Raw genomic sequence first — 20,537 nt, forward strand, 5'->3', positions numbered from 1 at the left:
CGGTCGCGCAGCCGATCGCCGAACGCGGCCCGGCCCCGTCCTACAGCGCGCCCCGGCCCGCCGTGGACCCGACCGTGGCGAGCAACACCCGCGGCCACATTCAGCCCCCGGACGCCGACGACGACGATGTCGACGTCCCGCACTTCATGCGCCGCGGATGACACCTGTCACGCGCTGCGGCTGATCCCGCCCGCGCTGATGCCGAGCGCTGTCACGGAACGCGATTCGAACGCGCCTGCCCGAGAGGGCAGGCGCGTTCGTGTTTCCGGTCGCGCTCACTATCTGATTCCGGGTTGCCCCGGGGTGGCTACTACCCTCGGTGGCATGACTTCAGCGGCACCTGTTTTCCGGACCAGACGGGTTGTGACGACGCGAGCGGGCGGGTTCTCGCAAGCGCCCTACGACTCGTTCAATCTGGGCGACCATGTCGGCGATGATCCGGAGGCGGTGCGCCGCAATCGGGTTCGGCTCGCGGAGAGCATCGGGCTGACGCCGGACCGGCTGGTGTGGATGGAACAGATCCACGGCCGCAATGTCGAGATCGTGGACGGGCCGCGCGCCGAGCCGGTGCCCGCCACCGATGCGCTGGTGACCACTCAGCGCAACCTGGCGCTGGTGGTGCTCACCGCCGACTGCGTGCCGATCCTGCTGTCCGACGACGATGCCGGGGTGATCGCGGCCGTGCACGCGGGCCGGATCGGGGCGCGCATCGGGATCGTGCCGCGGGTGCTCGAGGCCATGGTGTCGGTGGGCGCGAAGCCCGAGCGGATCGGCGCGTTCCTCGGCCCGGCCGCCAGTGGCCGCCAGTACGAGGTGCCCGCGGCCATGCGCGCCGATGTCGAGGCGCATCTGCCGGGCAGCGCGACCACCACCGCCAAGGGCACGCCCGGCCTGGATCTGCGCGCGGGCATCCGGCGCCAGCTGGAGGCGGCCGGTGTCGGCGCCGTCGCGATGGATCCCCGGTGCACCATCGAGGACAAGACCTTGTTCTCCCACCGCCGCGGCGCGCCGACAGGCCGACTCGCCGGTGTGATTTGGATGTCACCCGAGGGGGTTTCAGAATGACCGAAAGTTTCACCGCCGCAGCGGGATCCGATGCGGCGCACGTCACGTCCGGCGGAGGTCGCGTCGCCGAGCTCGGGACCGCCCTGTCGGCACTCATCGAGCGAATCGACGCAGCGTGCGCGGCCGCGGGCCGCGAACCCGGGTCGGTGCGGCTGCTGCCGGTGACCAAGTTCTTCCCCGCCTCGGATATCGAGATCCTCTATGACCTGGGCCGCCGGGAGTTCGGGGAGTCCCGCGAACAGGAGGCCGCGGGCAAGGTGGCGCAGCTGGGACACCTGTCCCAGATACGTTGGGAGTTCATCGGGCGACTGCAGCGCAACAAGGCGAAAGCCGTTGCACGCTGGGCGGATACGGTCTACTCGGTGGACAGTGAGCGGCTCGCGAGCGCGCTGGACGCCGGTGCGCGGGCCGCGCTGGACGAGGGCGCCCGGACCGCCCCCTTACGGGTGCTGCTGCAGGTGTCCCTCGACGCCGATCCGGCCCGCGGCGGCGTCCGCGACGACGCGCTGCGCGCGCTCGCCGATCAGGTCGCGGCCTCGGAATCGCTGCAGCTCGCGGGCCTGATGGCGATCCCGCCGCTGGATGTGGAGCCCGATGCGGCGTTCGAGCAACTGGCCCGCATCCACTCTGTATTAACGATTGTTCACCCCGATGCGAAGGAACTGTCGGCGGGCATGTCCGGCGACTTGGAGTCGGCCATCCGCCACGGCAGTACGTGCGTGCGTGTCGGTACTGCGCTTATGGGCGCGCGACCGATAACCTCGGCGTAGCAAAGAAACCTCACCAGTCACATTTGAAACATATGCTTGGTGGCAGACGAGGACTGAGCAGGACAACACCCCAGGCCAACCGGGGCCGAAGGAAGGTCGACCAGATGAGCACGCTGCACAAGTTCAAGGCGTACTTCGGGATGGTTCCGCTCGAGGATTACGAAGACGATTACGTCGACGACCGCGGAGCCGCCCGGAGCGCCGATGAGCGTGGCCAGCGTCGTCCCCGGCCCTACGCCGAACGCGAGCGTGACTACGACCGATACGGCGAGGACCGCTACGACGACGAGCCCGCCTACGAGCCGTCGTACAAGGCCCCCTACAAGCCGGCCTACAGCACCTCCCGGCGCGACGACTACGCCGACGAGCTCCGCGAGCGCGAGCGCGATCACCGCGAGCGCGACCGCTACGACGCCGACGCCCGCTACGACGCCCCGCGTCGCCCCACCCGCATCGACACCGCACCGTCCAGCCGTACCCGGTCCATGGGCGGCGGTGCGAGCACCCGCGGCGCACTGGCGATGGACACCGACGCCGAGCGGCGCATCGAGGAGCTGCGGGAGCAGGAGCGCCGCATCGAGGCGGCCCGCCGTCCCCAGATCTTCGAGGACGGAGGCACCTTGTCCAAGATCACCACGCTGCGCCCGCGCACCTACGCCGAGGCCGCGATCATCGGTGAGCGCTTCCGCGACGGCACCCCGGTGATCATGGATCTGGTCGAGATGAGCAACTCCGACGCGCGTCGTCTGGTGGACTTCGCCGCCGGTCTGGCCTTCGCCCTGCGTGGCTCGTTCGACAAGGTGGCCACCAAGGTGTTCCTGCTCTCACCCGCCGATGTGGACGTCTCCGCCGAGGAGCGCCGCCGCATCGCGGAAAACGGCTTCTACAACCAGAAGTAGCCCAGCTGCCGCTGCCGTGGGGAACGGCGGCGTCAGCCGGTGCCGGCGCCCAGCGCGTCGAACACGCACGGCGGCAGCGCGATGCGCCGCGTCCAGGGGGTTGCGACCGAGGGTCGCGGGGGAATCATGGGGGAGTCTTGCGGCCATGCCGCGTCAGCACCGGATGTGACCGGCACGATCCGTGTTTCTGTTTTGCCGATCATGGTTTGTCAGGCAGAGTGGTGCGGTGGCCTTGTTCCAGGTGTTGAACCTCCTGCTGTTCCTCTTCTGGCTGCTGCTGATCAGTCGAGTCATCGTCGAGTTCATCCGCAGCTTCGCGCGCGACTGGCGGCCGACCGGCTTCGTCGTGGTCATCCTCGAGGTGATCTTCACGATCACAGACCCCCCGGTGAAACTTCTGAGGCGTTTGATACCCCCAGTGAATCTTGGGGGAATTCGGCTCGATCTGTCGATTATGGTCCTGCTGTTTATCGTGTTCATCCTCATGTCGATCACGGGCCAGATAGGGCAGTCGGTAGCTCAGGTGTGACAGAATGAGCCGAAAGAATGCTTGCCCAGATCTACCGCTAGATCTCCATACGAAGCGTGAAGGGATCGTTCCATGCCGCTGACCCCCGCCGATGTTCATAACGTCGCGTTCAGCAAACCGCCGATCGGGAAGCGCGGCTACAACGAGGATGAAGTCGACGCCTTCCTCGACCTGGTCGAGCAGGAGCTCTCACGCCTCATCGAGGAGAACGCGGATCTTCGCCAGCGTGTTGCCGAGCTGGACGCGGAACTGTCCGACGCCAAGAAGAACCGCGGCCCCGCGGTCCAGCCGGTGAAGGCCCCGGTCGCGCCGGAGCCCATCAAGGCCGCCCCGCCGGTGCCCCCGGCCCCCATGCCGGCCCCGGCGCCCGTCGCCGCGGTCAAGGCCGAGGCGCCCTCCGCGGACGCCAATCTGCAGGCCGCCAAGGTGCTTTCGCTGGCCCAGGAGATGGCCGACCGCCTCACCTCCGACGCCAAGACCGAGGCCGAGTCGCTGCTGGCCAACGCCCGCGGCAACTCCGAGCGCCTGGTCAGCGACGCTCGCACCCGCTCGGAGGCGATGATCGCCGACGCGCGCCAGAAGGCCGAGGCCATGCTGTCCGACGCGCAGACCCGCTCGGATTCCCAGCTGCGCCAGGCCAAGGAGAAGGCCGACGCGCTGCAGGCCGACGCCGAGCGCAAGCACACCGAGATCATGGCCACCATCACCCAGCAGCGCAGCGTGCTGGAGAGCCGCATCGAGCAGCTCAAGACCTTCGAGCGCGAGTACCGCGTGCGCCTGAAGTCCTACCTGGAATCGCAGCTGGAGGAGCTGGAGAACCGTGGTTCGGCGGTCCCGGTCGACGGCGGCGAATTCGGCCAGGACGCTTCCGGCAACGGCGCACTCCTCAAGGGCAGCAAGTAAAGTCGTCACTACGGCCAGCGTCGCCGGGCCGCATCGGGTGACCACCCGGGCGATCCGGCCTCGCCGCCAACCTTTCGAGTCCTCCGATGGCGGTCGCCATCGAAGCCCAACGAGGGGGTGGTGCACTTGCTCGCAGTGACGCTCGGGTTGGCCGCTGTCGGTTTCGGCCTGCTGGTGACCGCACTGACCACCGGTTCGGTGATCTGGGCATGGGGCTGCATCATCGTGTGCGTGATCGGCGCGGTGCTGCTGCTCGTCAGTGCGTTGTCGCTGCGGACCGATGACGAGGAGGACGCCTCCTCGTCACCACCGGGCGGACGGCACGCCAGGCATTAGGCGGCGCACGGTAAGCGCTTCGGGGCGGGTCCGGGGAATAACCCCTGGACCCGCCCCGCTAGTATGTAGACAGCAATACGGCGTCGATCCGGCCATCACCGGGGAGTCTTCGGAAGAACGGCGCGACCTGCCGCGAGCAGGGGGCGCCCAGTAGAACCGAACGGGTGAGCCCGTCACAGCTCGCAACGAGAGGCTCGGTTTCGCAAGGGTTTTCGTGATCCGTCAGGGTCGCGTGCTCCGCGGGGGCCGGGCAAGCGGGGTGGTACCGCGGTTACGGCGCGCCGAGCGCCGGGATCGTCCCCGTGCCCACGACGCAGGCACGAGGAGACGAGAGGCCGCCATGGCGGACGACAGCAGCACCCGAAGCGCATATCCCCGCGCGGACCTGAGCCGGACCGCCGGGCAGGTCTCCTTCCCCGAGCTGGAGCAGCGGGTCCTGGACTACTGGGCCGCCGACGACACCTTCCGCGCCAGCATCGAGAACCGTTCCGAGGCAGAGGAATTCGTCTTCTACGACGGCCCGCCCTTCGCCAATGGATTGCCGCACTACGGTCATCTGCTGACCGGATACGTGAAGGATTTGATCCCGCGTTTCCAAACCATGCGCGGTAAGAAGGTCGAACGGCGTTTCGGCTGGGATACTCACGGCCTGCCCGCGGAAATCGAAGCGGAGAAGCAGCTCGGTATCACGGACAAATCACAGATCGATGCCATGGGCCTCGCGGAATTCAATGCCGCGTGTAAATCCTCGGTCTTGCGCTACACGAACGAATGGCGTAACTACGTGACCCGCCAGGCGCGCTGGGTCGACTTCGACAACGACTACAAAACCCTCGACCTCGACTTCATGGAGTCGGTCATGTGGGCGTTCAAGTCGCTGTACGACAAGGGCCTGGTCTATCAGGGCTTCCGGGTGCTGCCCTACAGCTGGTACGAGCAGACCCCGCTGTCGAACCAGGAGGCGCGCCTGGACGACTCCTACCGGATGCGCCAGGACCCGGCGGTCACCGTCGACATGGTGCTGCGGGTCCCGGCCGACCACCCGCTGCACGCGCTCGACGGCGCCAACGCGCTGATCTGGACCACCACGCCGTGGACGCTGCCGTCCAACCTCGCCATCGCCGTGCATCCGGACGTCACCTACGCGCACGTGCAGGGCAAGGACGGCAAGCGGTATGTGGTTGCCGCCGAGCGGGTGTCGCACTACACCCGTGAGTTCGGTGAGGAGCCGCAGGTGCTGTCCGAGCATTCGGGCGCCGCGCTCGAGGGCCTGAACTACCTGCCGCCCTTCGACTTCTTCCTCGGCCACCCGCGCGCGCACCGCGTGCTCAACGCCGACTACGTCACCACCGACTCCGGCACCGGCATCGTGCACCTGGCTCCCGCCTTCGGTGAGGAGGACATGGATGTCGCCTCCGCCAACGGGATCGACATCGTGCAGCCGCTCGACGCGGGCGGCAAGTTCACCTCCATGGTGCCGCCGTACGAGGGCCTGATGGTCTTCGACGCCAACCCGGTCATCATCAAGGACCTCAAGGCCGCCGGAAAGCTGTTGCGGCACGAGACCATCGAGCACTCCTACCCGCACAGCTGGCGTTCGGGTCAGCCGCTGATCTACATGGCGGTGCCGTCCTGGTTCGTGGCGGTCACCAAGTTCCGCGACCGCATGGTGGAGCTCAACAAGGAGATCACCTGGGTCCCGGAGCACATCCGCGACGGCCAGTTCGGCAAGTGGCTGGAGAACGCGCGCGACTGGAACATCAGCCGTAACCGCTACTGGGGCGCGCCGATCCCGGTGTGGGTCTCCGACGACCCGGCCTACCCGCGCGTGGACGTGTACGGCTCGCTCGACGCCCTCGAGCGTGACTTCGGCGTGCGCCCGGACGACCTGCACCGGCCCATGATCGACGAGCTGGTGCGGCCGAATCCCGATGACCCGACCGGGAAGTCGATGATGCGGCGCACCCCCGAGGTCCTCGACTGCTGGTTCGAGTCCGGGTCCATGCCCTACGCCCAGGTGCACTACCCGTTCGAGAACAAGGAATGGTTCGAGGGCACCTCCGAGGCCTCCCCGCACAGCCCCGGCGATTTCATCGTCGAGTACAACGGCCAGACCCGCGGCTGGTTCTACAACCTGCACGTGCTCTCGACCGCGCTGTTCGACCGCCCGGCGTTCAAGTCCGTTGTGGCGCACGGCATCGTGCTCGGCGACGACGGCCTCAAGATGTCGAAGTCCAAGGGCAACTACCCCGACGTCAACGAGGTCTTCGACCGTGACGGCTCCGACGCCATGCGCTGGTTCCTCATGGCGTCCCCGGTGCTGCGCGGCGGCAACCTGATCGTCACCGAGCGCGGTATCCGCGAGGGTGTCAGCCAGGCGCTGCGCCCGCTGTGGAACGCGTGGACCTTCCTGCAGCTGTACGCTTCCGAGCCCGGCACCTGGCGCACGGATTCGACGAACGTGCTGGACCGGTACATCCTGGCGAAGCTGGCGGCGACCCGCGACGTCATGACCGACGCGCTCGAGGTGTACGACATCGCGACCGCCTGCGACGAGCTGCGCACCTTCGCCGACGCGCTCACCAATTGGTATGTGCGCCGGTCGCGTTCGCGGTTCTGGGAGGAGGACCGCGACGCCATCGACACCCTGCACACCGTGCTCGAGGTGACGACCCGGCTCGCGGCGCCGCTGCTGCCGTTGATCTCCGAGGTGATCTACCGCGGCCTCACCGGTGAGCGTTCGGTGCACCTGGCCGACTGGCCGGCCGCCGACGTCCTGCCGCACGACGCCGAGCTGGTGTCGGCGATGGACGAGGTCCGCACCGCCTGCTCCACGGTGCTGAGCCTGCGCAAGGCTCAGAACCTGCGGGTGCGCCTGCCGCTCTCGGAGGTCACCGTGGCCGCCGCCGACGCGGAACGCCTGCGCCCCTTCGTGGATCTGATCGCCGACGAGGTGAACGTCAAGAAGGTCGACCTCACCACCGACGTGGCCGCCCACGGCCGCTTCGAACTGGTGGTGAACGCCCGCGCCGCCGGTCCGCGCATCGGCAAGGACGTCCAGACGGTCATCAAGGCCGTCAAGGCGGGGGAGTGGAGCGAGGCCGCCGACGGCACCGTGACCGCCGCCGGAATCGCCCTGCTGCCCGAGGAATACACCCAGCGCCTGGTCGCCGCCGAACCCGAGTCCACCTCCGCCCTGCCCGGCAATGCCGGTCTGGTGGTGCTGAATTCGGTGGTCACCGAGGAACTCGAGGCCGAGGGCTGGGCCCGCGACCTCATCCGCGACCTCCAGGAAACCCGCAAGTCCCTCGGCCTGGACGTCTCCGACCGCATCACCGTGGTCCTCGACGTCCCGGCGGATCGCCTGCCCTGGGCCGAAACCCACCGCGACCTGATCGCGGGCGAGATCCTCGCCACCACACTGACATTCGGCGCGGCCCCCGCGGACGCGTCCGAGATCGTCGGCGGCGTCAAGGTCTCGATCACCAAGGCCTGACCGAATCCCTTCGACAGCGGCGCGGACCTCCGGGTCTGCGCCGCTGTCGTATCGGTGTGGTCTCGTATCCCGCCCATCCATGGCATCTCTGGCACCGAATGATTAACATGTTGGACATGAGTACACACAGCCTGCGTGACCTGCGGATGCAACTCGGGGCGATCGTGCGCGGTGTGGCCACCACGGGTGAGGAAGCGATCATCACCGACAGTGGCAGCGAGGTCGCGGTCATCATCTCGATGGCCGACTACGAGCGGCTGCACGAGCACGCCGACCTGGTCGATGCCCTGCGCCTGCGCGGCATGCGCGACGACGATTTCTCGACCATGTCGATGGCGGAGATGCTCGATGCCCTCGGGGTGGATCCCGCCGACGTCCTCGCCTCGTGATGGCCGGGATGCGGATCGAGTTCCACCCCGATGTCTTGAAGCAGTTGCAGCGCCTGCCCCGCGAGGCCTTCGGTGCAGCGTTGCGCACGATCATCGACCTGGGGCGGGAACCTCGTCCTTCGGGCGTCAAGAAGCTCGCGGGCGGCGAGACCGATTGGCGAGTTCGGTTCGGCCAGTATCGAATCGTCTACAGCATCGACGACAAAGCCGGTGTGGTCACGATTTTCATAGTCGCCAAGCGCTCCGACGCCTACCGGTAGGACGCTCTGAGTCGGCCACTTCGCGGGACTCCAGCAAACAAGGAGCGCCTCCCCGATGGGGAGGCGCTCCTTTTTGTTATGTGAGGTCTGGATCGATTGACCAGGAGTTTCTTTGGGGAGGCGTCTGCCGGCGGAAGACACGCCAGCCGTGGTTCCCTTGTGGCTGCTGTTGCGGGTGCGATAGAACGGCTATCAAGTAGCTAACCGATCTTGTGCACGGCTGTTCCCGCGGTACCACCGATGAAGGGGCTCGCATATGGCTCGCAACCGGCTCGGCAGGCTCAGAACCTTGGCCACGACGGTGGCCGCGATGGCGATGACAGGGGCGATGTGGGCGGGCGTCGCGCACGCCGACACCGGGTCGGGGGCCTCGGGCTCGGCGTCCGGATCCTCCTCCGGCAGCGGGACCGGATCGTTCTCCGGAAGTGCCAGCGGCTCGGCGCAATTGCCGATCGCGAGCCCGCGGGCCATGGCCGCGCTGGCGCTGGCCGGAACCCAGACCGGCAAGCCCTACGAGTGGGGCGGGACCGGTCCGGATTCCTGGGACTGCTCGGGATTGGTGCAGTGGGCCTTCCGCAGCGTCGGCATCAATCTGCCGCGCACCACCTGGCAGCAGGCCGAGGTCGGGCTCGAGGTGCCGTTCGGGGCGCTGCAGCCCGGGGATGTGCTGATTCTCAACGATGACGCCTCCCACGAAGGGATCTACGCGGGCGGCGGCAACGTCTTGAACGCGTACAACTGGGGTGTGCCCGTCGGACTGACGCCCTTGAGCGAGTTCGACATCTACACCATTCGGCGATTCTTCTGAATCGCCTTACTCGACAACCAGTTCCACGGGGATGTTGCCCCGGGTGGCCTTGGAGTACGGGCACACCTGGTGGGCGGCCTCGACCAGCGCGCGGCCCTGCTCGTTCTGCAGCTCCTCGGGCAGCTCCACGTGCAGCACCACCGAGATGCCGAAGCCGGTCTCGTCGTCCTTGTTCAGGGTGACGTCGGCGGTCACCGAGGTGTCGCCGAGCTTCACGCCCTGGCTGCGGGCCACCGCCTGCAGCGCGCCCGCGAAGCAGGCCGAGTAGCCCATCGCGAACAGCTGCTCGGGGTTGGTGCCGTCACCGCTGCCGCCGGCCTCCTTGGGCTGGGCGAGCTTGAGGTCGAGGTAGCCGTCGGAGCTGACCGAGCGGCCCTCGCGGCCGACGGAGGTGGCGGATGAAGTGAAGAGTGCGGGCATTTTATCTCCTAGACAGACTTGTCTGTTCACGTCCGAGACCCAGGGTAGACAGATCTGTCTGCTATCGTCAATACATAGCCCCGATCAGGGAGAAGGAGGGCAGGTCAGCCATGAGCGAAGCCCGCGAGCGCCTGCTGGACACCGCGACCCGGCTGTTCTACGCCGAGGGGATCCACACGGTCGGCATCGACCGGATCATCGCCGAGGCCGGGATCGCGAAGGCCACCTTCTACCGGCACTTCAAGACCAAAGAGGATCTGGTCGTCGCCTACCTGGTCCGCGAATACGGTCGCCAGCGCGAGACATTGGAGGCCATCCCCGGTTCGGGCACCGAGTCCATCGTCGGTATCTTCGAGCGGCTCGGTGAGCTCAGTCGCGGCCCGGGCTTCCGGGGTTGCCCGTTCCTCAACGCGGCCGTAGAGTTCCCGAACTCCGACCACGCCGTGCGCAAGGTCGTCGACGAGTACCGCGCCTGGTTCCGTGACCTGATGGCCGAACGCCTGCGCGCCGCCGGCCACCCGCAGGTCGAGGACGCCGCCCGCGCCCTGCTGCTGACCCGCGACGGTGTGACCATCAGCGGGGGCGTGGGCGACGCGGAGACGGTCCGGGTGGGCATCCGGACCGCCTTGTCGCAGTGGGGTATTCGCTAGACCCCGACCGCCTCTTCCATCTCCTCCTCGGCGGCCTCGTCGGCGGCGGGCTGCGGCGCGGCGTGCTTCGGGGCGAGTGCCGCCGCGGCCTGCCGCCGCTCGGTCAGTCCGGCCGCGGCCAGGAGCACGACGCCCGCGGCCAGCCACAGTCCCAGGCTCGCCATCCGGCTGCCCAGTCCGATGCCGTCGAAGTAGAGCAGGCTGCGCGCGCCCTCCACGAATCCCGCGCCGTTCCAGAACCGGTGCAGGGTGCCGAAGAAGTCGTTCTGCAGCCACGGGCTGTAGACGCCGCCGGAGCTGGTGAAGTTCAGCATCACGAACAGCACCATCATGGCCAGGGTGGTCCAGCGCTTCAGGAAGGTGTGCAGGCCGATGCCGATGGCCAGGACGCCCGCCGAGTACAGCCACGACATGCCCCAGATCGCGCCCAGATCGTGGTCGACGATGTGGAAGACCGGGCCCGCCAGCGCCAGGCCGATCAGGCTCACCAGCAACGAGGTGATCAAGCCGATCAGTGCGCGCACCCGCATCGACAGGCCCGCGCCCGCCGCGCTGATGGCGGCCACGCTGCCGTAGGAGCCGATGCTCAGCGCGACCAGCAGGAAGAAGATGCCCTGCGCGGTCGGGTCGCCGGAACTGGGGGTGGTGACGTCGGTGACGGTGAGCGGCGTGTTCTGCACGCCGGCGATCTGCCCGAACACGGCCTCGGCGGCCATGGCCGTGGTGTCGGATCCGGCCTTGGCGACCAGCAGTTCGGGTGTCCGCTGATCGGGCACGTACGCCCCGGCCAGCTCGCGGTGGCGCAGCTTGTCGACCGCGTCGTCGCGGGTGGGCACGGTGATCACGTCGAGAGCGTTGCCGCCCTTGTCCTTCAGCGACTGGGCCAGCACCTTGACCTGCGGGCTGTCGCCGACCACGGCGACCGCCAGGTGGTTGGGCTCGGGCTGGTGGAACGCGCCCAGGTAGGCCAGGCCCATGCCCAGGCACATGAGCAGCGGGGTGAGCAGGTGTACGGCGACGTGCCGGATCTGTTGGGTGGCCATCAAGTCTTCTCCAATAGTTGGTAAATACAACCAAGCGAGGTTGTAGTCTACAACTATGAAGAGTGAATCCGCATTCCCCGGCCGCGCCGATGCGATCGAGGTCATACAGCGCGAGCTCACCGCCTTCGCCCGCCGCGCCCGCGGCCGGGCCAGCGAACTGCACCCCGAACTGTCGCTGGTGGCCTCCAGCATCCTGGACCTGGTGATCGAGCGGAACGGCTGCCTGGCCGCCGATCTGGCCGGGCACTTCCACCTCGACAAATCCACGGTCAGCCGCCAGGTGGCCGCGCTGGAACGCGACGGGTACCTGGAACGGGAAGTGGATCCGGCGAACCGCCGCAACCTGGTGCTGCACGCCACCGCCGAGGGCCGGCGGGTGGCGCGCGCGGCGGCCCGCAGCCGCGCCACCGCCTTCACCGAACGCTTCCGGGACTGGGACGACGCCGATGTGGAGCGGCTGGCGGGATATCTGGTGCGCTACAACGCCGCCGACGCGAGCTAGGACTGAACCGGTGCGGGCCGGGCCCGGAACCCGGCGTGCGTCAGGGCTCGAATCCGGTGCGGCTCAGTTGGTTCCGTCGGAGCGCTCGGCCTCGGGCGCCCATTCCTCGTCGGGCAGGCCCATGCCCTTGGCGAGCACCGGCCACGAGGACCGCAGCGCGTCCTGCCAATAGCCCCAGGAGTGCGTGCCCGCCTGGGTGATGTCGAAGGTCGCGGGAATGCTCATGTCCCGCAGCCGCGCCCGCAGATTGCGCGCGCACCAGTCGCTGGCCGCCTCCAGGATGCCGCCCACCAGGATCTGTTGCGGCAGACCGCCGTCGGCGGGGCCCAGGCTGCGCACATCGGCCACATTGTCGTGCTTGCCGGGCAGGCCGCTGCCGTTGGAGACGTAGATCTCCATGCCGCGCAGGGCTTCCGCGTGCACGTAGGGGTCGTTGGCGGCCCACGCCGGATCGTCCATCGGCCCGTACATGTTCACCGGATTGCCGCCGCCGATGCTGATCACCAGGTTCGCGAACTTCTGCCCGACCGGATCGGAGATCTGCGCGCACCCGCTGTAGGCCGCGACCGCGCGATACAGGCCCGGCGCGGCGATGGCCAGCTGCAGCACCGAGGTGCCCGACATGGACATGCCCGCGATGGCGTGCGTGCCGTCGGTATCGAGCGCCGCGTCGACCAGCGGTGGCAGTTCCTCGGTGAGGAAGGTCTTCCACCGGGGCTGTCCCAGTTTGGGATCGGCGTTGCGCCAGTCGGTGTAGTAGGTGAACGCGCCGCCGACGGGCATCACCACGTTCACGTTCTTGTCCATGAAGAACTGGGTGGCGTCGGTATTGCGCTTCCAGTTCGCGGTGTCCTGGCCGCCGCCGGCGCCATTGAGCAGGTACAGCACCGGGCGCGGCCGCGACGGATCGGCGGGCCGCTGCACCTCCACGGTGATGTCGGTGTCCATGGCGGCCGAGTGCACCAGCAGGGTGAGGTTGCGCGAGTCGTGGACCTCGAAGCTCTCGATCGACGAGCCGTCCTCGGATTCCGTTGCCGCCGCGAGCGTGGCGCTGCTGGTGATCGGATCGGGAGGGGCGGCGAAGGCCGGGCCCGCGGGCGCGACCGTGGTGATCGTAGTGACAAGGGAACAACTTGCCGCCGCGAGCAGTGCTGCCCGGGTACCCAATCCGCCTAGCAAAACCGACCTTCGATCCACAGGGTGTCCCGACCCATGCGCATGATCGCCGACTCGTGCCCCGATGTTTCAGGTTTCGACAATATCGGGGTCGGCGTGCTTGTGGCACACGGCACTTGTGCGCCGGGCCATGCGGATCGGCTGTGGTTCAGCGCGTGTCGCGGTTCGCGCTCCTATTCGGCGACCAGGCCGCGCAGCAGCGGGCCGTAGTCCGGGTGCGCGAGCGCGGAGGCGAACTGCGCGGTCAGGTAGTCGGCCGGGTTGCCGGTGTCGTACCAGCGACCGCGGATCACCTGGCCGTACACCGGGTTCTCGGCGGCGAAGATATTGATGGCGTCGGTCAGGTACACCTCGCCGGTGCGGTGGGTGTACCAGTGGTCGACCTGACGGCGCAGCTCGGCGATGATGCCGGGGGTGACCACGTAGCCGCCGATGGCGGCGAACTCCGACGGGGCGTCGGCGGGCTTGGGCTTCTCCTTGAGGCCGCTGATCCGCATCAGCCCGTTGCCCTGGGTCTCCTCGACCACCGGCACGCCGTAGCGCGAGGATTCGGCCGGGTCCATCGGCATCAGCGCCAGCACCGGCGCGCCGGTCTTGGCGTAGGCGTCGATGAGCTGCTGGGCGCGCGGCACCTCGGCGACGAAGACGTCGTCGGGCCACAGCACCAGCATGGGCTCGTCGCCCAGGAAGCGGGCCGCGTTCAGCACCGGCGTGCCGTTGCCGTAGGGGCCGTGCTGGTCCAGGTAGGTGATGTGGCCCGCCCGGCTCAGCTCGCCGACCTCCTCCACCGCGTCGGCGTAGGCGGTCTTGCCGTCGGCGCGCAGCTGTGCGACCAGCGCCGGATTGGGGCGGAAGTGGTCCTGGATCAACGACTTTCCACCGCTGACCACGATGGTGATGTCGGTGATACCGGAGGCCACGAGTTCGCGGACGGTGTGCTCGATGACCGGCTTGTCGCCCACCGGGAGCATTTCCTTCGGGATCGCCTTGGTCAACGGCAGCAGGCGCGAGCCGATGCCCGCAGCGGGAATCACGGCCTTGCGAATCGTCATGGACGAATTCTCACACAGGTTCCTGCTCGTACCTGTCGGTAGCCGCTTGTAGATTTCCCTCTGTGACCACCTCCGCCGGCCCCGCGAACCCGGGCATCGTGCCTGGTGAGGCCGGTTGTACTGGGACAGCGGCAATGGCTGGCGGTCCGGCGGGGGCGGTGGCGGATTCACGGCAACCCCTCAGCCCCGCCGGAGGCCGGGGCCAGCGGCGCTGGGTGCTGCACATCGATATGGACGCCTTCTTCGCCTCGGTCGAACAGCTCACCCGCCCCACCCTGCGCGGGCGGCCGGTGCTGGTGGGCGGCATGGGCGGGCGCGGCGTGGTGGCCGGGGCCAGTTACGAGGCGCGGGTGTTCGGCGCGCGCTCGGCCATGCCCATGCATCAGGCGCGGCGGCTGGTCGGCGCGTCGGCGGTGGTGATACCGCCGCGCGGGGCGGTGTACGGCGAACTCAGCGGGCAGGTGTTCGAGGCGCTGCGGTCGCGGATCCCGGTGCTGGAGACGCTGTCGTTCGACGAGGCGTTCGGGGAACCGGCGGAACTGGCGGGGGCGACGCCGGAGCGGGTGCTTGCCTTCTGCGAGGAGCTGCGGACGGCGGTGCGCGAGCGCACCGGCCTGGTGGCCTCGGTCGGCGCGGGCAGCGGCAAGCAGCTCGCCAAGATCGCCTCCGGCCTGGCCAAACCCGATGGGGTGCGGGTGATTCCGGCGGTCGAGCAGGACGGCTTCCTGTCCGCGCTGCCGGTGCGCAAACTGTGGGGGATCGGGCCGGTGGCCGAGAGTCGTTTGCGTTCCTTGGGAATCGAGACGGTGGGCGCGCTGGCGGCGCTGCCGGAATCGGAGGCGGCCTCGATCCTGGGCGGCAGTATCGGGGTGGCGCTGCACCGGCTGGCCCGCGGCATCGACGACCGCCCGGTGGCCGAGCGCGCCGAGGCCAAGCAGATCAGCGCCGAAACCACCTATGAGACCGACATTCTCACCCTCGCCCAGCTGCGCCCGGCCATCGACGCCATGGCGGCCTCGGCGCACCGGCGGCTGAGCGCGGACGGGCGCGCCGCGCGCACGGTGGTGCTCAAATTGAAGAAGACCGATATGAGCATCGTGACCCGATCCTCCACGCTGCCCTACGCCACCGAGGACCTGGTCACCCTCACCGCGGCCGCGCGGCGCTCGGCCCTGGATCCGGCCGAGATCGGTCCGATTCGCTTGGTGGGCGTGGGTTTCGCCGGGCTGTCGGAGATCCGGCAGGAATCGCTGTTCCCGGAACTGGATCAAACGGTGGACGCCGACGCCGCGGTCGCCGAGGAGCCCACACTGGCCGCGTCCGGCGGCCCGGATCCGCTGGTACCGCCCGCAACTCGCTCGTTCGCGATCGGAACCTGGTATCCGGGACTGGATGTCGAGCACCCGGAATTCGGCCACGGCTGGGTGCAGGGCGCGGGGCACGGGGTGGTGACGGTCCGCTTCGAGACCCGTTCCACCGGACCGGGTCCCACGCGCACCTTCGCCGCCACGGAACCGGCTCTCACCAGGGCAGATCCCTTGGGCAGCCTGCGCTGACGGCGTTAAGACCCGAATGCGCGAATTATGAGGATTCGGCCTGAAAATGCCGCGCCACCGCCCTCGGAGGCGGTTTCCCCGACCGGGCGTTGGTAGTGTCGCCAGTCGGGCAGCGCCGCCGCGGGTGTAGCTGTCACTTGTCGAACGGACCTACTCGAACGCAAAGGACGAGCAGTTGAAGCTTCAGAAGACTGGACGCATCGCGGTCGCCACGCTGGCTGTCGTGACCGTACTCGGGCTGTCGGCGTGTGGCAGCGGTGACAAGAAGGAGACCAAGCCCACCAAGGCCACCACCTCCAAGGTCACCGGCGCGCAGAACAACTACCCGGCGGCTCCGTCCGTGACGGACCTGAATGCCGAGCTGCAGAAGGCGCTGGATCCGAACATTCCGGACGCGCAGAAGCTGGACATGATGCAGGGCGCCCAGGCCGACCCGGCCTTGCCCGGCCGGCTCGCCGAGGCCTACCGTCAGAACAACGCCACCATCACCGTCACCAACGTGACCGACCTCGGCAACGGCACCATTACCGCCGACGCCCAGTTCGCCGTCAACGGTGGCGCGCCGCAGCAGGCCGTCGTGCCGTTCGTGGCCGAGGACGGCAAGTGGAAGGTCCAGAAGGACTGGGTCTGCAACGCCCTCTCGCTGGTCAACCAGACCTCCCCGGCCTGCGGCTAGTCGTCGGCGACCGGCCCGGCAGGCCCTGGTGATGGACCCGGCATCCCCTCATGGAATGCCGGGTTCGTCCTCTTCTTGGCGGTCGATGATGAGGACCGCTTAGGATCTGCGGTCGTGACGGACGTGTTGGAGAAGGCGGGGCCGGATGCCGCCGGGAGTGCTGGTGCCGAACCCGAGAGACGGACTCGAGGGGGCTGGGCGCGACCTGTCGCCCTCATCGCCGGCCTGATCGCGGTGCTCGCGGCGCTGGCGGTGCCGTTCCTGCCGGTGCGCGTGGACCACACCACTCTGACCTGGCCGCAAGGCAATTCGACGCAGAGCGTCGAAGCCCCGCTGATCAGCTACGCGCCGCAGAGCTTCGACGCGAGCATTCCCTGCGCCGCCGTGGCCCAGCTGGGCGCGAAGGGCGGCACCCTGGCCGCCACCGGACCCAATGGCGCGCCGGACCTCGAGAAGTACGGTTTCGTGGCCCGCGTCACCGCGGCGACCACCGCCGACGGCGTCACCACGCCCGGCAAGCTGGAAGCGATCCTGCACCACAAGACGCTGTTCAGCGTGCCCGTGGACCAGCTCGGCGCGGGCTGCGCGCTCACCGTGCACTCGGACTTCACCTCCTCCACCGCGACTCTGACCGGTTCCTCGGTCGAGCCGGTCACCCTCGACGGTGACTACCGGCCGCAGCTGGTCGGGATCTTCAGCGATCTGACCGTCTCCGACGGCGCGAAGGTCACCGCGGCGGTGGACAGCCGCTTCACCTCCGCCCCGGGCCCGCTCAAGCGGATCGCCATCTGGACGGCCATCCTCGGCGCCCTCGTCGCGCTGGGCGCCCTGTTCCGGCTGGACCGCCTCGACGGCCGCCGCAGCCGCCGCTTCCTGCCCGCGCACTGGTGGACCTTCCAGCCGGTCGACGCCGTGGTGCTGGGCACGCTGGTGCTGTGGCACTTCATCGGCGCCACCACCTCCGACGACGGCTACCAGTTCGGCATGGGCCGCGCGTCCCTGCACGCCGGGTACATGGCCAACTACTTCGGCTACTTCGGCGTCCCCGAAACCCCGGTCGGCACACCGTATTACGACCTGATCGGCCATATGGCGCAGGTCAGTCCGGCGAGCGTGTGGATGCGCCTGCCCGCGCTGGTGGCGGGCGTGCTGATCTGGCTGGTGCTCAGCCGCGAGGTGATCCCGCGCCTGGGCGCGCGGGTGCGCCGCGACCGGATCGCGGTGTGGACCGGGGCGCTGGGCTTCCTGGCCGTGTGGCTGGCCTACAACAACGGCCTGCGGCCGGAGCCGCTGGTGGCTCTCGGTGTGCTGCTGACCTGGGTGTCGGTGGAGCGGGCCATCGCGACCGGACGGTTGCTGCCCTACGGCATCGCCGTCAGCATCGGCGCGTTCACCTGTACCGTCGGCCCGTCCGGCATCATCTGTTTCGCTCCGCTGCTGGCGGGCATCCGGCCGATCTGGCGGATCCTCAACCGGCGCGCGACGGAACTGGGTAAGCCGACCCCGCCCGGCGCGAGCGCGCTCACCGTTCTGAAGGCCCGCTTCGGCGCGTACCTGTCGCTGGCCGCTCCGGTGGCCGCGGCCGGCGCCGTGGTGCTGGCGGTCATGTTCTGCGATCAGCCGCTGGCCTCGATGTTCGAGATGAGCCGGGTGCACACCGCGGTCGGCCCGGATGTGCACTGGGATGGCGAATACATCCGCTACCAGTACCTTTTCATGCCCACCATCGACGGTTCGCTGGCGCGGCGGTTCGGCATGTTCGTGTTCTGGATCGGCCTCGCGGTGTGCGCGGCGGTGCTGCTGCGCAAGGGCGGCCGGATCCCGTTCACCGCCTCCGGCCCGGCGCGCCGGGTCCTCGGCACCGGCGTCGGCGTCATCCTGCTGATGATGCTGACCCCCACCAAGTGGACTCACCACAACGGCATCTACGCCGGACTGGCCGGTGTCGTCGCGGTGCTCACCGCGGTCGCGGTCGGCCCCAAGGTGATGCGCTCGCCGCGCAACCGGGCGCTGTTCGCCGCGGTGGTGGCGTTCGCGCTGGCGGCGGCGTTCGCCAGCATCAACGGCTGGTGGTACGTGTCGAACTGGTCGATCTCCTGGAACGACAAGCCGGTGGTGCTGGCCGGGTTCCTGGTCTCCAAGATCTTCCTGGGCATCGCGCTGGCGCTGCTCGCGCTGGCCGGATGGTTCCACGTGCGCGCGCCCGAACAGCCCGGCCCGCACCGGATCTCGAAGCTGGGCTGGCGGTTCGTCGCCATCCCGCCGCTCACCGTGGCGGCCGCGTTCATGGTGGTGTTCGAGGTGGCCATGCTCGCCAAGGGCGCGGTCGTGCAGTACCCGGCGTACTCGCTGGCCCGCTCGAATATCGATGCGGTGCTGGGCAAGCCGTGCGGGCTGGCTCGCGACGTGCGGGTGGAGGAGCACCCCAACGCGGGCATGCTGACGCCGCTGACCGGCGACGCGCACAGCGCCTTCGGCGCCGAGGCCGTCGGCTTCTCGCCCAAGGGGGTCGCCACCGATCTGCGCCCCGACGACGACCTCGACACCGGCGGCAGCGTCGCCAGTGCGGTCAGCGGTCGCAGCAGCGGCACGGCCGACGGAACCACCACCGCGCCACTGCCTTTCGGCCTGGACGCGAGCACGCCGGTGCTGGGCAGCTACAACAGCTCCGAGGCGATCTCCACCCTGACCACCGGCTGGTACACGCTGCCCGCGGCCGAGGACCGTTCCGGCATCATCGCCATCGCCGCCGCGGGCCGTATCCGCTCGGTCGATCAGGACGGCATCGTGACCCCCGGCCAGTCGGTCGAGGTCGAATACGGTGTGCCCGGCGCCGACGGTGTGCCCGTCGCCCAGGGCCGGGTGACGCCGATCGATATCGGTCCGGCCCCGACCTGGCGCAACCTGCGGACGCCGCTGAGCGAGATTCCGGCCGACGCCACCGCGATTCGCGTGGTCGCCACCGATCGCGACAGCGACCCCAAGCAGTGGGTGGCGCTCACCCCGCCGCGCATCCCGCACACGGTGACCCTGCAGGAGTACGTCGGCAGCACCGAGCCGGTGCTGCTGGATTGGGAAGTGGGCCTGCAGTTCCCGTGCCAGCGGCCCTTCGATCACCTCGACGGCATCGCCGAGGTGCCCCAGTACCGCATCCTGCCCGACCGCGGCGGCGCGGCCATGACCACGCTGTGGCAGAGCCATGACGGCGGCGGTGCGCTGGGCTGGAGCTCGATGCTGCTGCGCCCGGTCACCATCGCCACCTTCCTGGACAATGATCCGCGCCGGGACTGGGGCGAGCTGCAGCGGTTCGAGCGGATCGACAGCTCGGCGCAGACCGCCAAGCCGTCGGTGACCGTCGAGAGCCACACGGGATTGTGGAATCCCGGGCCGATCAATGTGACCGGCTGGCAGTAGCGCCGGCCGTCACGCTGTGACGACGACACCGCACCCGCTTCGCTTCGAAGCGGGTGCGGTGTCGTTTGCGGTGGGCGCTCAGCGCTGGTGGGTTCGCGAGGACTCAGCCCTGCATGGCCGCCATGCGCTTGGCCATCTCGTCCGGATCCACGTCCTCGACGTGCAGGGCGAGGGTCCAGCGGTGACCCCACGGATCCTCGATGCCGGAGGTGCGGTCACCGTAGAACTGGTTCGCCGGGGCCTGAAGCTCCTGCGCGCCCGCGGACAGGGCGGTGGCGTGGGCGGCATCCACGTCGTCGACGTAGACATAGAGGTTGACCGGCGTGCCGCCGACCGTGCGGGGATCCAGGAACCCCATGGCCGGGGCCGGGTCGCCGAGCATGATCACCGAAGTGCCGAACTGCATTTCACAGTGCACGATGGTGCCGTCCGGGCCGGGCATGCGGAAACGTTCGTCGGCGCCGAACACCTGCTTGTAGAAGTCGATCGCCCGGGCGGCGCCACTGCAGGCGAGCGAGGGACACACGGTGGGATAACCGTCGGGAATGGGTTTGACATCGGACATCGGAAACCTCCCGTCGAGGTTGTTGTCG

20 protein-coding genes are annotated in these 20,537 nt (G+C 68.8%); 15 read left to right on the forward strand and 5 right to left on the reverse strand.

Going from position 1 to position 20,537, the window contains the following annotated elements; translation table 11 throughout:
* Nucleotides 1–324: 324 nt before the first annotated feature.
* The 10 genes from pgeF (at nt 325) to ACWELJ_RS17490 (ending at nt 9,455) form a co-directional block, all read left to right on the forward strand.
* The gene (pgeF, locus tag ACWELJ_RS17445) at nt 325–1,065 is read left to right on the forward strand and encodes a peptidoglycan editing factor PgeF (protein WP_452367156.1); all 741 of its coding nucleotides are present in this window, start codon (nt 325–327) and stop codon (nt 1,063–1,065) included.
* The gene (locus tag ACWELJ_RS17450; protein WP_452367157.1) at nt 1,062–1,835 is read left to right on the forward strand and encodes a YggS family pyridoxal phosphate-dependent enzyme; all 774 of its coding nucleotides are present in this window, start codon (nt 1,062–1,064) and stop codon (nt 1,833–1,835) included. Before pgeF ends, ACWELJ_RS17450 begins: the two co-directional genes overlap by 4 nt.
* Before the next feature lie 104 nt (nt 1,836–1,939).
* Nucleotides 1,940–2,734 carry a cell division protein SepF gene (locus tag ACWELJ_RS17455; RefSeq protein WP_357287422.1) on the forward strand — a complete coding sequence of 265 codons (795 nt, stop codon included), beginning with the start codon at nt 1,940–1,942 and terminating at the stop codon, nt 2,732–2,734.
* Between the two features lie 226 nt (nt 2,735–2,960).
* Complete coding sequence (locus ACWELJ_RS17460) at nt 2,961–3,263, forward strand: YggT family protein (protein ID WP_213560475.1); 303 nt, start codon at nt 2,961–2,963, stop codon at nt 3,261–3,263.
* A 72-nt stretch (nt 3,264–3,335) separates the two neighbouring features.
* Nucleotides 3,336–4,166 carry a DivIVA-like cell division protein Wag31 gene (wag31, locus tag ACWELJ_RS17465; protein ID WP_379106458.1) on the forward strand — a complete coding sequence of 277 codons (831 nt, stop codon included), beginning with the start codon at nt 3,336–3,338 and terminating at the stop codon, nt 4,164–4,166.
* Nucleotides 4,167–4,292: 126 nt separating this feature from the next.
* Entirely contained in the window at nt 4,293–4,502 is a 210-nt protein-coding gene (locus ACWELJ_RS17470) for a hypothetical protein (RefSeq protein WP_452367186.1), read from the forward strand.
* 340 nt (nt 4,503–4,842) lie between these two features.
* Entirely contained in the window at nt 4,843–7,998 is a 3,156-nt protein-coding gene (gene ileS / locus ACWELJ_RS17475; protein ID WP_452367158.1) for an isoleucine--tRNA ligase, read from the forward strand.
* Between the two features lie 116 nt (nt 7,999–8,114).
* Nucleotides 8,115–8,387, forward strand: coding sequence for a type II toxin-antitoxin system Phd/YefM family antitoxin (locus tag ACWELJ_RS17480; RefSeq protein WP_452367159.1), 273 nt, complete (start codon nt 8,115–8,117; stop codon nt 8,385–8,387).
* Nucleotides 8,387–8,647 (forward strand): type II toxin-antitoxin system RelE family toxin, encoded by a 261-nt coding sequence (locus ACWELJ_RS17485; protein ID WP_452367187.1) that lies wholly within the window; start codon nt 8,387–8,389, stop codon nt 8,645–8,647. The genes ACWELJ_RS17480 and ACWELJ_RS17485 overlap by 1 nt, the downstream gene beginning before the upstream one ends.
* Before the next feature lie 316 nt (nt 8,648–8,963).
* Nucleotides 8,964–9,455, forward strand: coding sequence for an NlpC/P60 family protein (locus ACWELJ_RS17490; RefSeq protein ID WP_452367188.1), 492 nt, complete (start codon nt 8,964–8,966; stop codon nt 9,453–9,455).
* A gap of 6 nt (nt 9,456–9,461) precedes the next feature.
* On the opposite strand, the gene ACWELJ_RS17495 is transcribed toward ACWELJ_RS17490, so the two are convergent.
* Nucleotides 9,462–9,875, reverse strand: coding sequence for an organic hydroperoxide resistance protein (locus ACWELJ_RS17495; RefSeq protein ID WP_452367160.1), 414 nt, complete (start codon nt 9,873–9,875; stop codon nt 9,462–9,464).
* Nucleotides 9,876–9,985: 110 nt separating this feature from the next.
* On the opposite strand from ACWELJ_RS17495, the gene ACWELJ_RS17500 reads away from it, so the two are divergent.
* Entirely contained in the window at nt 9,986–10,525 is a 540-nt protein-coding gene (locus ACWELJ_RS17500; RefSeq protein ID WP_452367161.1) for a TetR/AcrR family transcriptional regulator, read from the forward strand.
* Here ACWELJ_RS17500 and ACWELJ_RS17505 read toward each other — a convergent pair.
* Nucleotides 10,522–11,568, reverse strand: a complete 1,047-nt coding sequence (locus ACWELJ_RS17505) for a hypothetical protein (RefSeq protein WP_452367162.1) — start codon at nt 11,566–11,568, stop codon at nt 10,522–10,524. The two genes, ACWELJ_RS17500 and ACWELJ_RS17505, sit on opposite strands and share 4 nt — an antisense overlap.
* 55 nt (nt 11,569–11,623) lie before the next feature.
* Between ACWELJ_RS17505 and ACWELJ_RS17510 the strand changes: the two genes are divergently transcribed.
* Complete coding sequence (locus ACWELJ_RS17510) at nt 11,624–12,070, forward strand: MarR family winged helix-turn-helix transcriptional regulator (RefSeq protein WP_452367163.1); 447 nt, start codon at nt 11,624–11,626, stop codon at nt 12,068–12,070.
* A gap of 63 nt (nt 12,071–12,133) precedes the next feature.
* Here ACWELJ_RS17510 and ACWELJ_RS17515 read toward each other — a convergent pair whose 3' ends face one another.
* Together ACWELJ_RS17515 and ACWELJ_RS17520 are read right to left on the reverse strand one after the other, a co-directional pair.
* Nucleotides 12,134–13,237, reverse strand: coding sequence for an alpha/beta hydrolase (locus ACWELJ_RS17515; protein ID WP_452367164.1), 1,104 nt, complete (start codon nt 13,235–13,237; stop codon nt 12,134–12,136).
* Between the two features lie 182 nt (nt 13,238–13,419).
* Nucleotides 13,420–14,298 carry a UTP--glucose-1-phosphate uridylyltransferase gene (locus ACWELJ_RS17520; RefSeq protein ID WP_452367165.1) on the reverse strand — a complete coding sequence of 293 codons (879 nt, stop codon included), beginning with the start codon at nt 14,296–14,298 and terminating at the stop codon, nt 13,420–13,422.
* Between the two features lie 230 nt (nt 14,299–14,528).
* Here ACWELJ_RS17520 and ACWELJ_RS17525 point away from each other — a divergent pair, with 230 nt between their 5' ends.
* The 3 genes from ACWELJ_RS17525 (at nt 14,529) to ACWELJ_RS17535 (ending at nt 19,944) form a co-directional block, all read left to right on the forward strand.
* Nucleotides 14,529–15,854 (forward strand): DNA polymerase IV, encoded by a 1,326-nt coding sequence (locus tag ACWELJ_RS17525; RefSeq protein WP_452367189.1) that lies wholly within the window; start codon nt 14,529–14,531, stop codon nt 15,852–15,854.
* 175 nt (nt 15,855–16,029) lie between these two features.
* The gene (locus ACWELJ_RS17530) at nt 16,030–16,530 is read left to right on the forward strand and encodes a hypothetical protein (protein ID WP_452367166.1); all 501 of its coding nucleotides are present in this window, start codon (nt 16,030–16,032) and stop codon (nt 16,528–16,530) included.
* Nucleotides 16,531–16,644: 114 nt separating this feature from the next.
* The gene (locus tag ACWELJ_RS17535) at nt 16,645–19,944 is read left to right on the forward strand and encodes an arabinosyltransferase domain-containing protein (RefSeq protein ID WP_452367167.1); all 3,300 of its coding nucleotides are present in this window, start codon (nt 16,645–16,647) and stop codon (nt 19,942–19,944) included.
* 103 nt (nt 19,945–20,047) lie between these two features.
* On the opposite strand, the gene ACWELJ_RS17540 is transcribed toward ACWELJ_RS17535, so the two are convergent.
* Nucleotides 20,048–20,509, reverse strand: a complete 462-nt coding sequence (locus ACWELJ_RS17540; protein ID WP_452367168.1) for a VOC family protein — start codon at nt 20,507–20,509, stop codon at nt 20,048–20,050.
* Nucleotides 20,510–20,537 lie beyond the last annotated feature (28 nt).

This window comes from Nocardia sp. NPDC004582 (assembly GCF_053602115.1).

Coding starts and splice junctions, on each gene's coding strand:
- pgeF (WP_452367156.1), top strand. CDS start 325: ATGACTTCAGCGGCACCTGTTTTCCGGACCAGACGGGTTGTGACGACG.
- ACWELJ_RS17450 (WP_452367157.1), top strand. CDS start 1,062: ATGACCGAAAGTTTCACCGCCGCAGCGGGATCCGATGCGGCGCACGTC.
- ACWELJ_RS17455 (WP_357287422.1), top strand. CDS start 1,940: ATGAGCACGCTGCACAAGTTCAAGGCGTACTTCGGGATGGTTCCGCTC.
- wag31 (WP_379106458.1), top strand. CDS start 3,336: ATGCCGCTGACCCCCGCCGATGTTCATAACGTCGCGTTCAGCAAACCG.
- ileS (WP_452367158.1), top strand. CDS start 4,843: ATGGCGGACGACAGCAGCACCCGAAGCGCATATCCCCGCGCGGACCTG.
- ACWELJ_RS17480 (WP_452367159.1), top strand. CDS start 8,115: ATGAGTACACACAGCCTGCGTGACCTGCGGATGCAACTCGGGGCGATC.
- ACWELJ_RS17485 (WP_452367187.1), top strand. CDS start 8,387: ATGGCCGGGATGCGGATCGAGTTCCACCCCGATGTCTTGAAGCAGTTG.
- ACWELJ_RS17490 (WP_452367188.1), top strand. CDS start 8,964: ATGACAGGGGCGATGTGGGCGGGCGTCGCGCACGCCGACACCGGGTCG.
- ACWELJ_RS17495 (WP_452367160.1), bottom strand. CDS start 9,875: ATGCCCGCACTCTTCACTTCATCCGCCACCTCCGTCGGCCGCGAGGGC.
- ACWELJ_RS17500 (WP_452367161.1), top strand. CDS start 9,986: ATGAGCGAAGCCCGCGAGCGCCTGCTGGACACCGCGACCCGGCTGTTC.
- ACWELJ_RS17505 (WP_452367162.1), bottom strand. CDS start 11,568: ATGGCCACCCAACAGATCCGGCACGTCGCCGTACACCTGCTCACCCCG.
- ACWELJ_RS17510 (WP_452367163.1), top strand. CDS start 11,624: ATGAAGAGTGAATCCGCATTCCCCGGCCGCGCCGATGCGATCGAGGTC.
- ACWELJ_RS17520 (WP_452367165.1), bottom strand. CDS start 14,298: ATGACGATTCGCAAGGCCGTGATTCCCGCTGCGGGCATCGGCTCGCGC.
- ACWELJ_RS17525 (WP_452367189.1), top strand. CDS start 14,529: ATGGACGCCTTCTTCGCCTCGGTCGAACAGCTCACCCGCCCCACCCTG.
- ACWELJ_RS17540 (WP_452367168.1), bottom strand. CDS start 20,509: ATGTCCGATGTCAAACCCATTCCCGACGGTTATCCCACCGTGTGTCCC.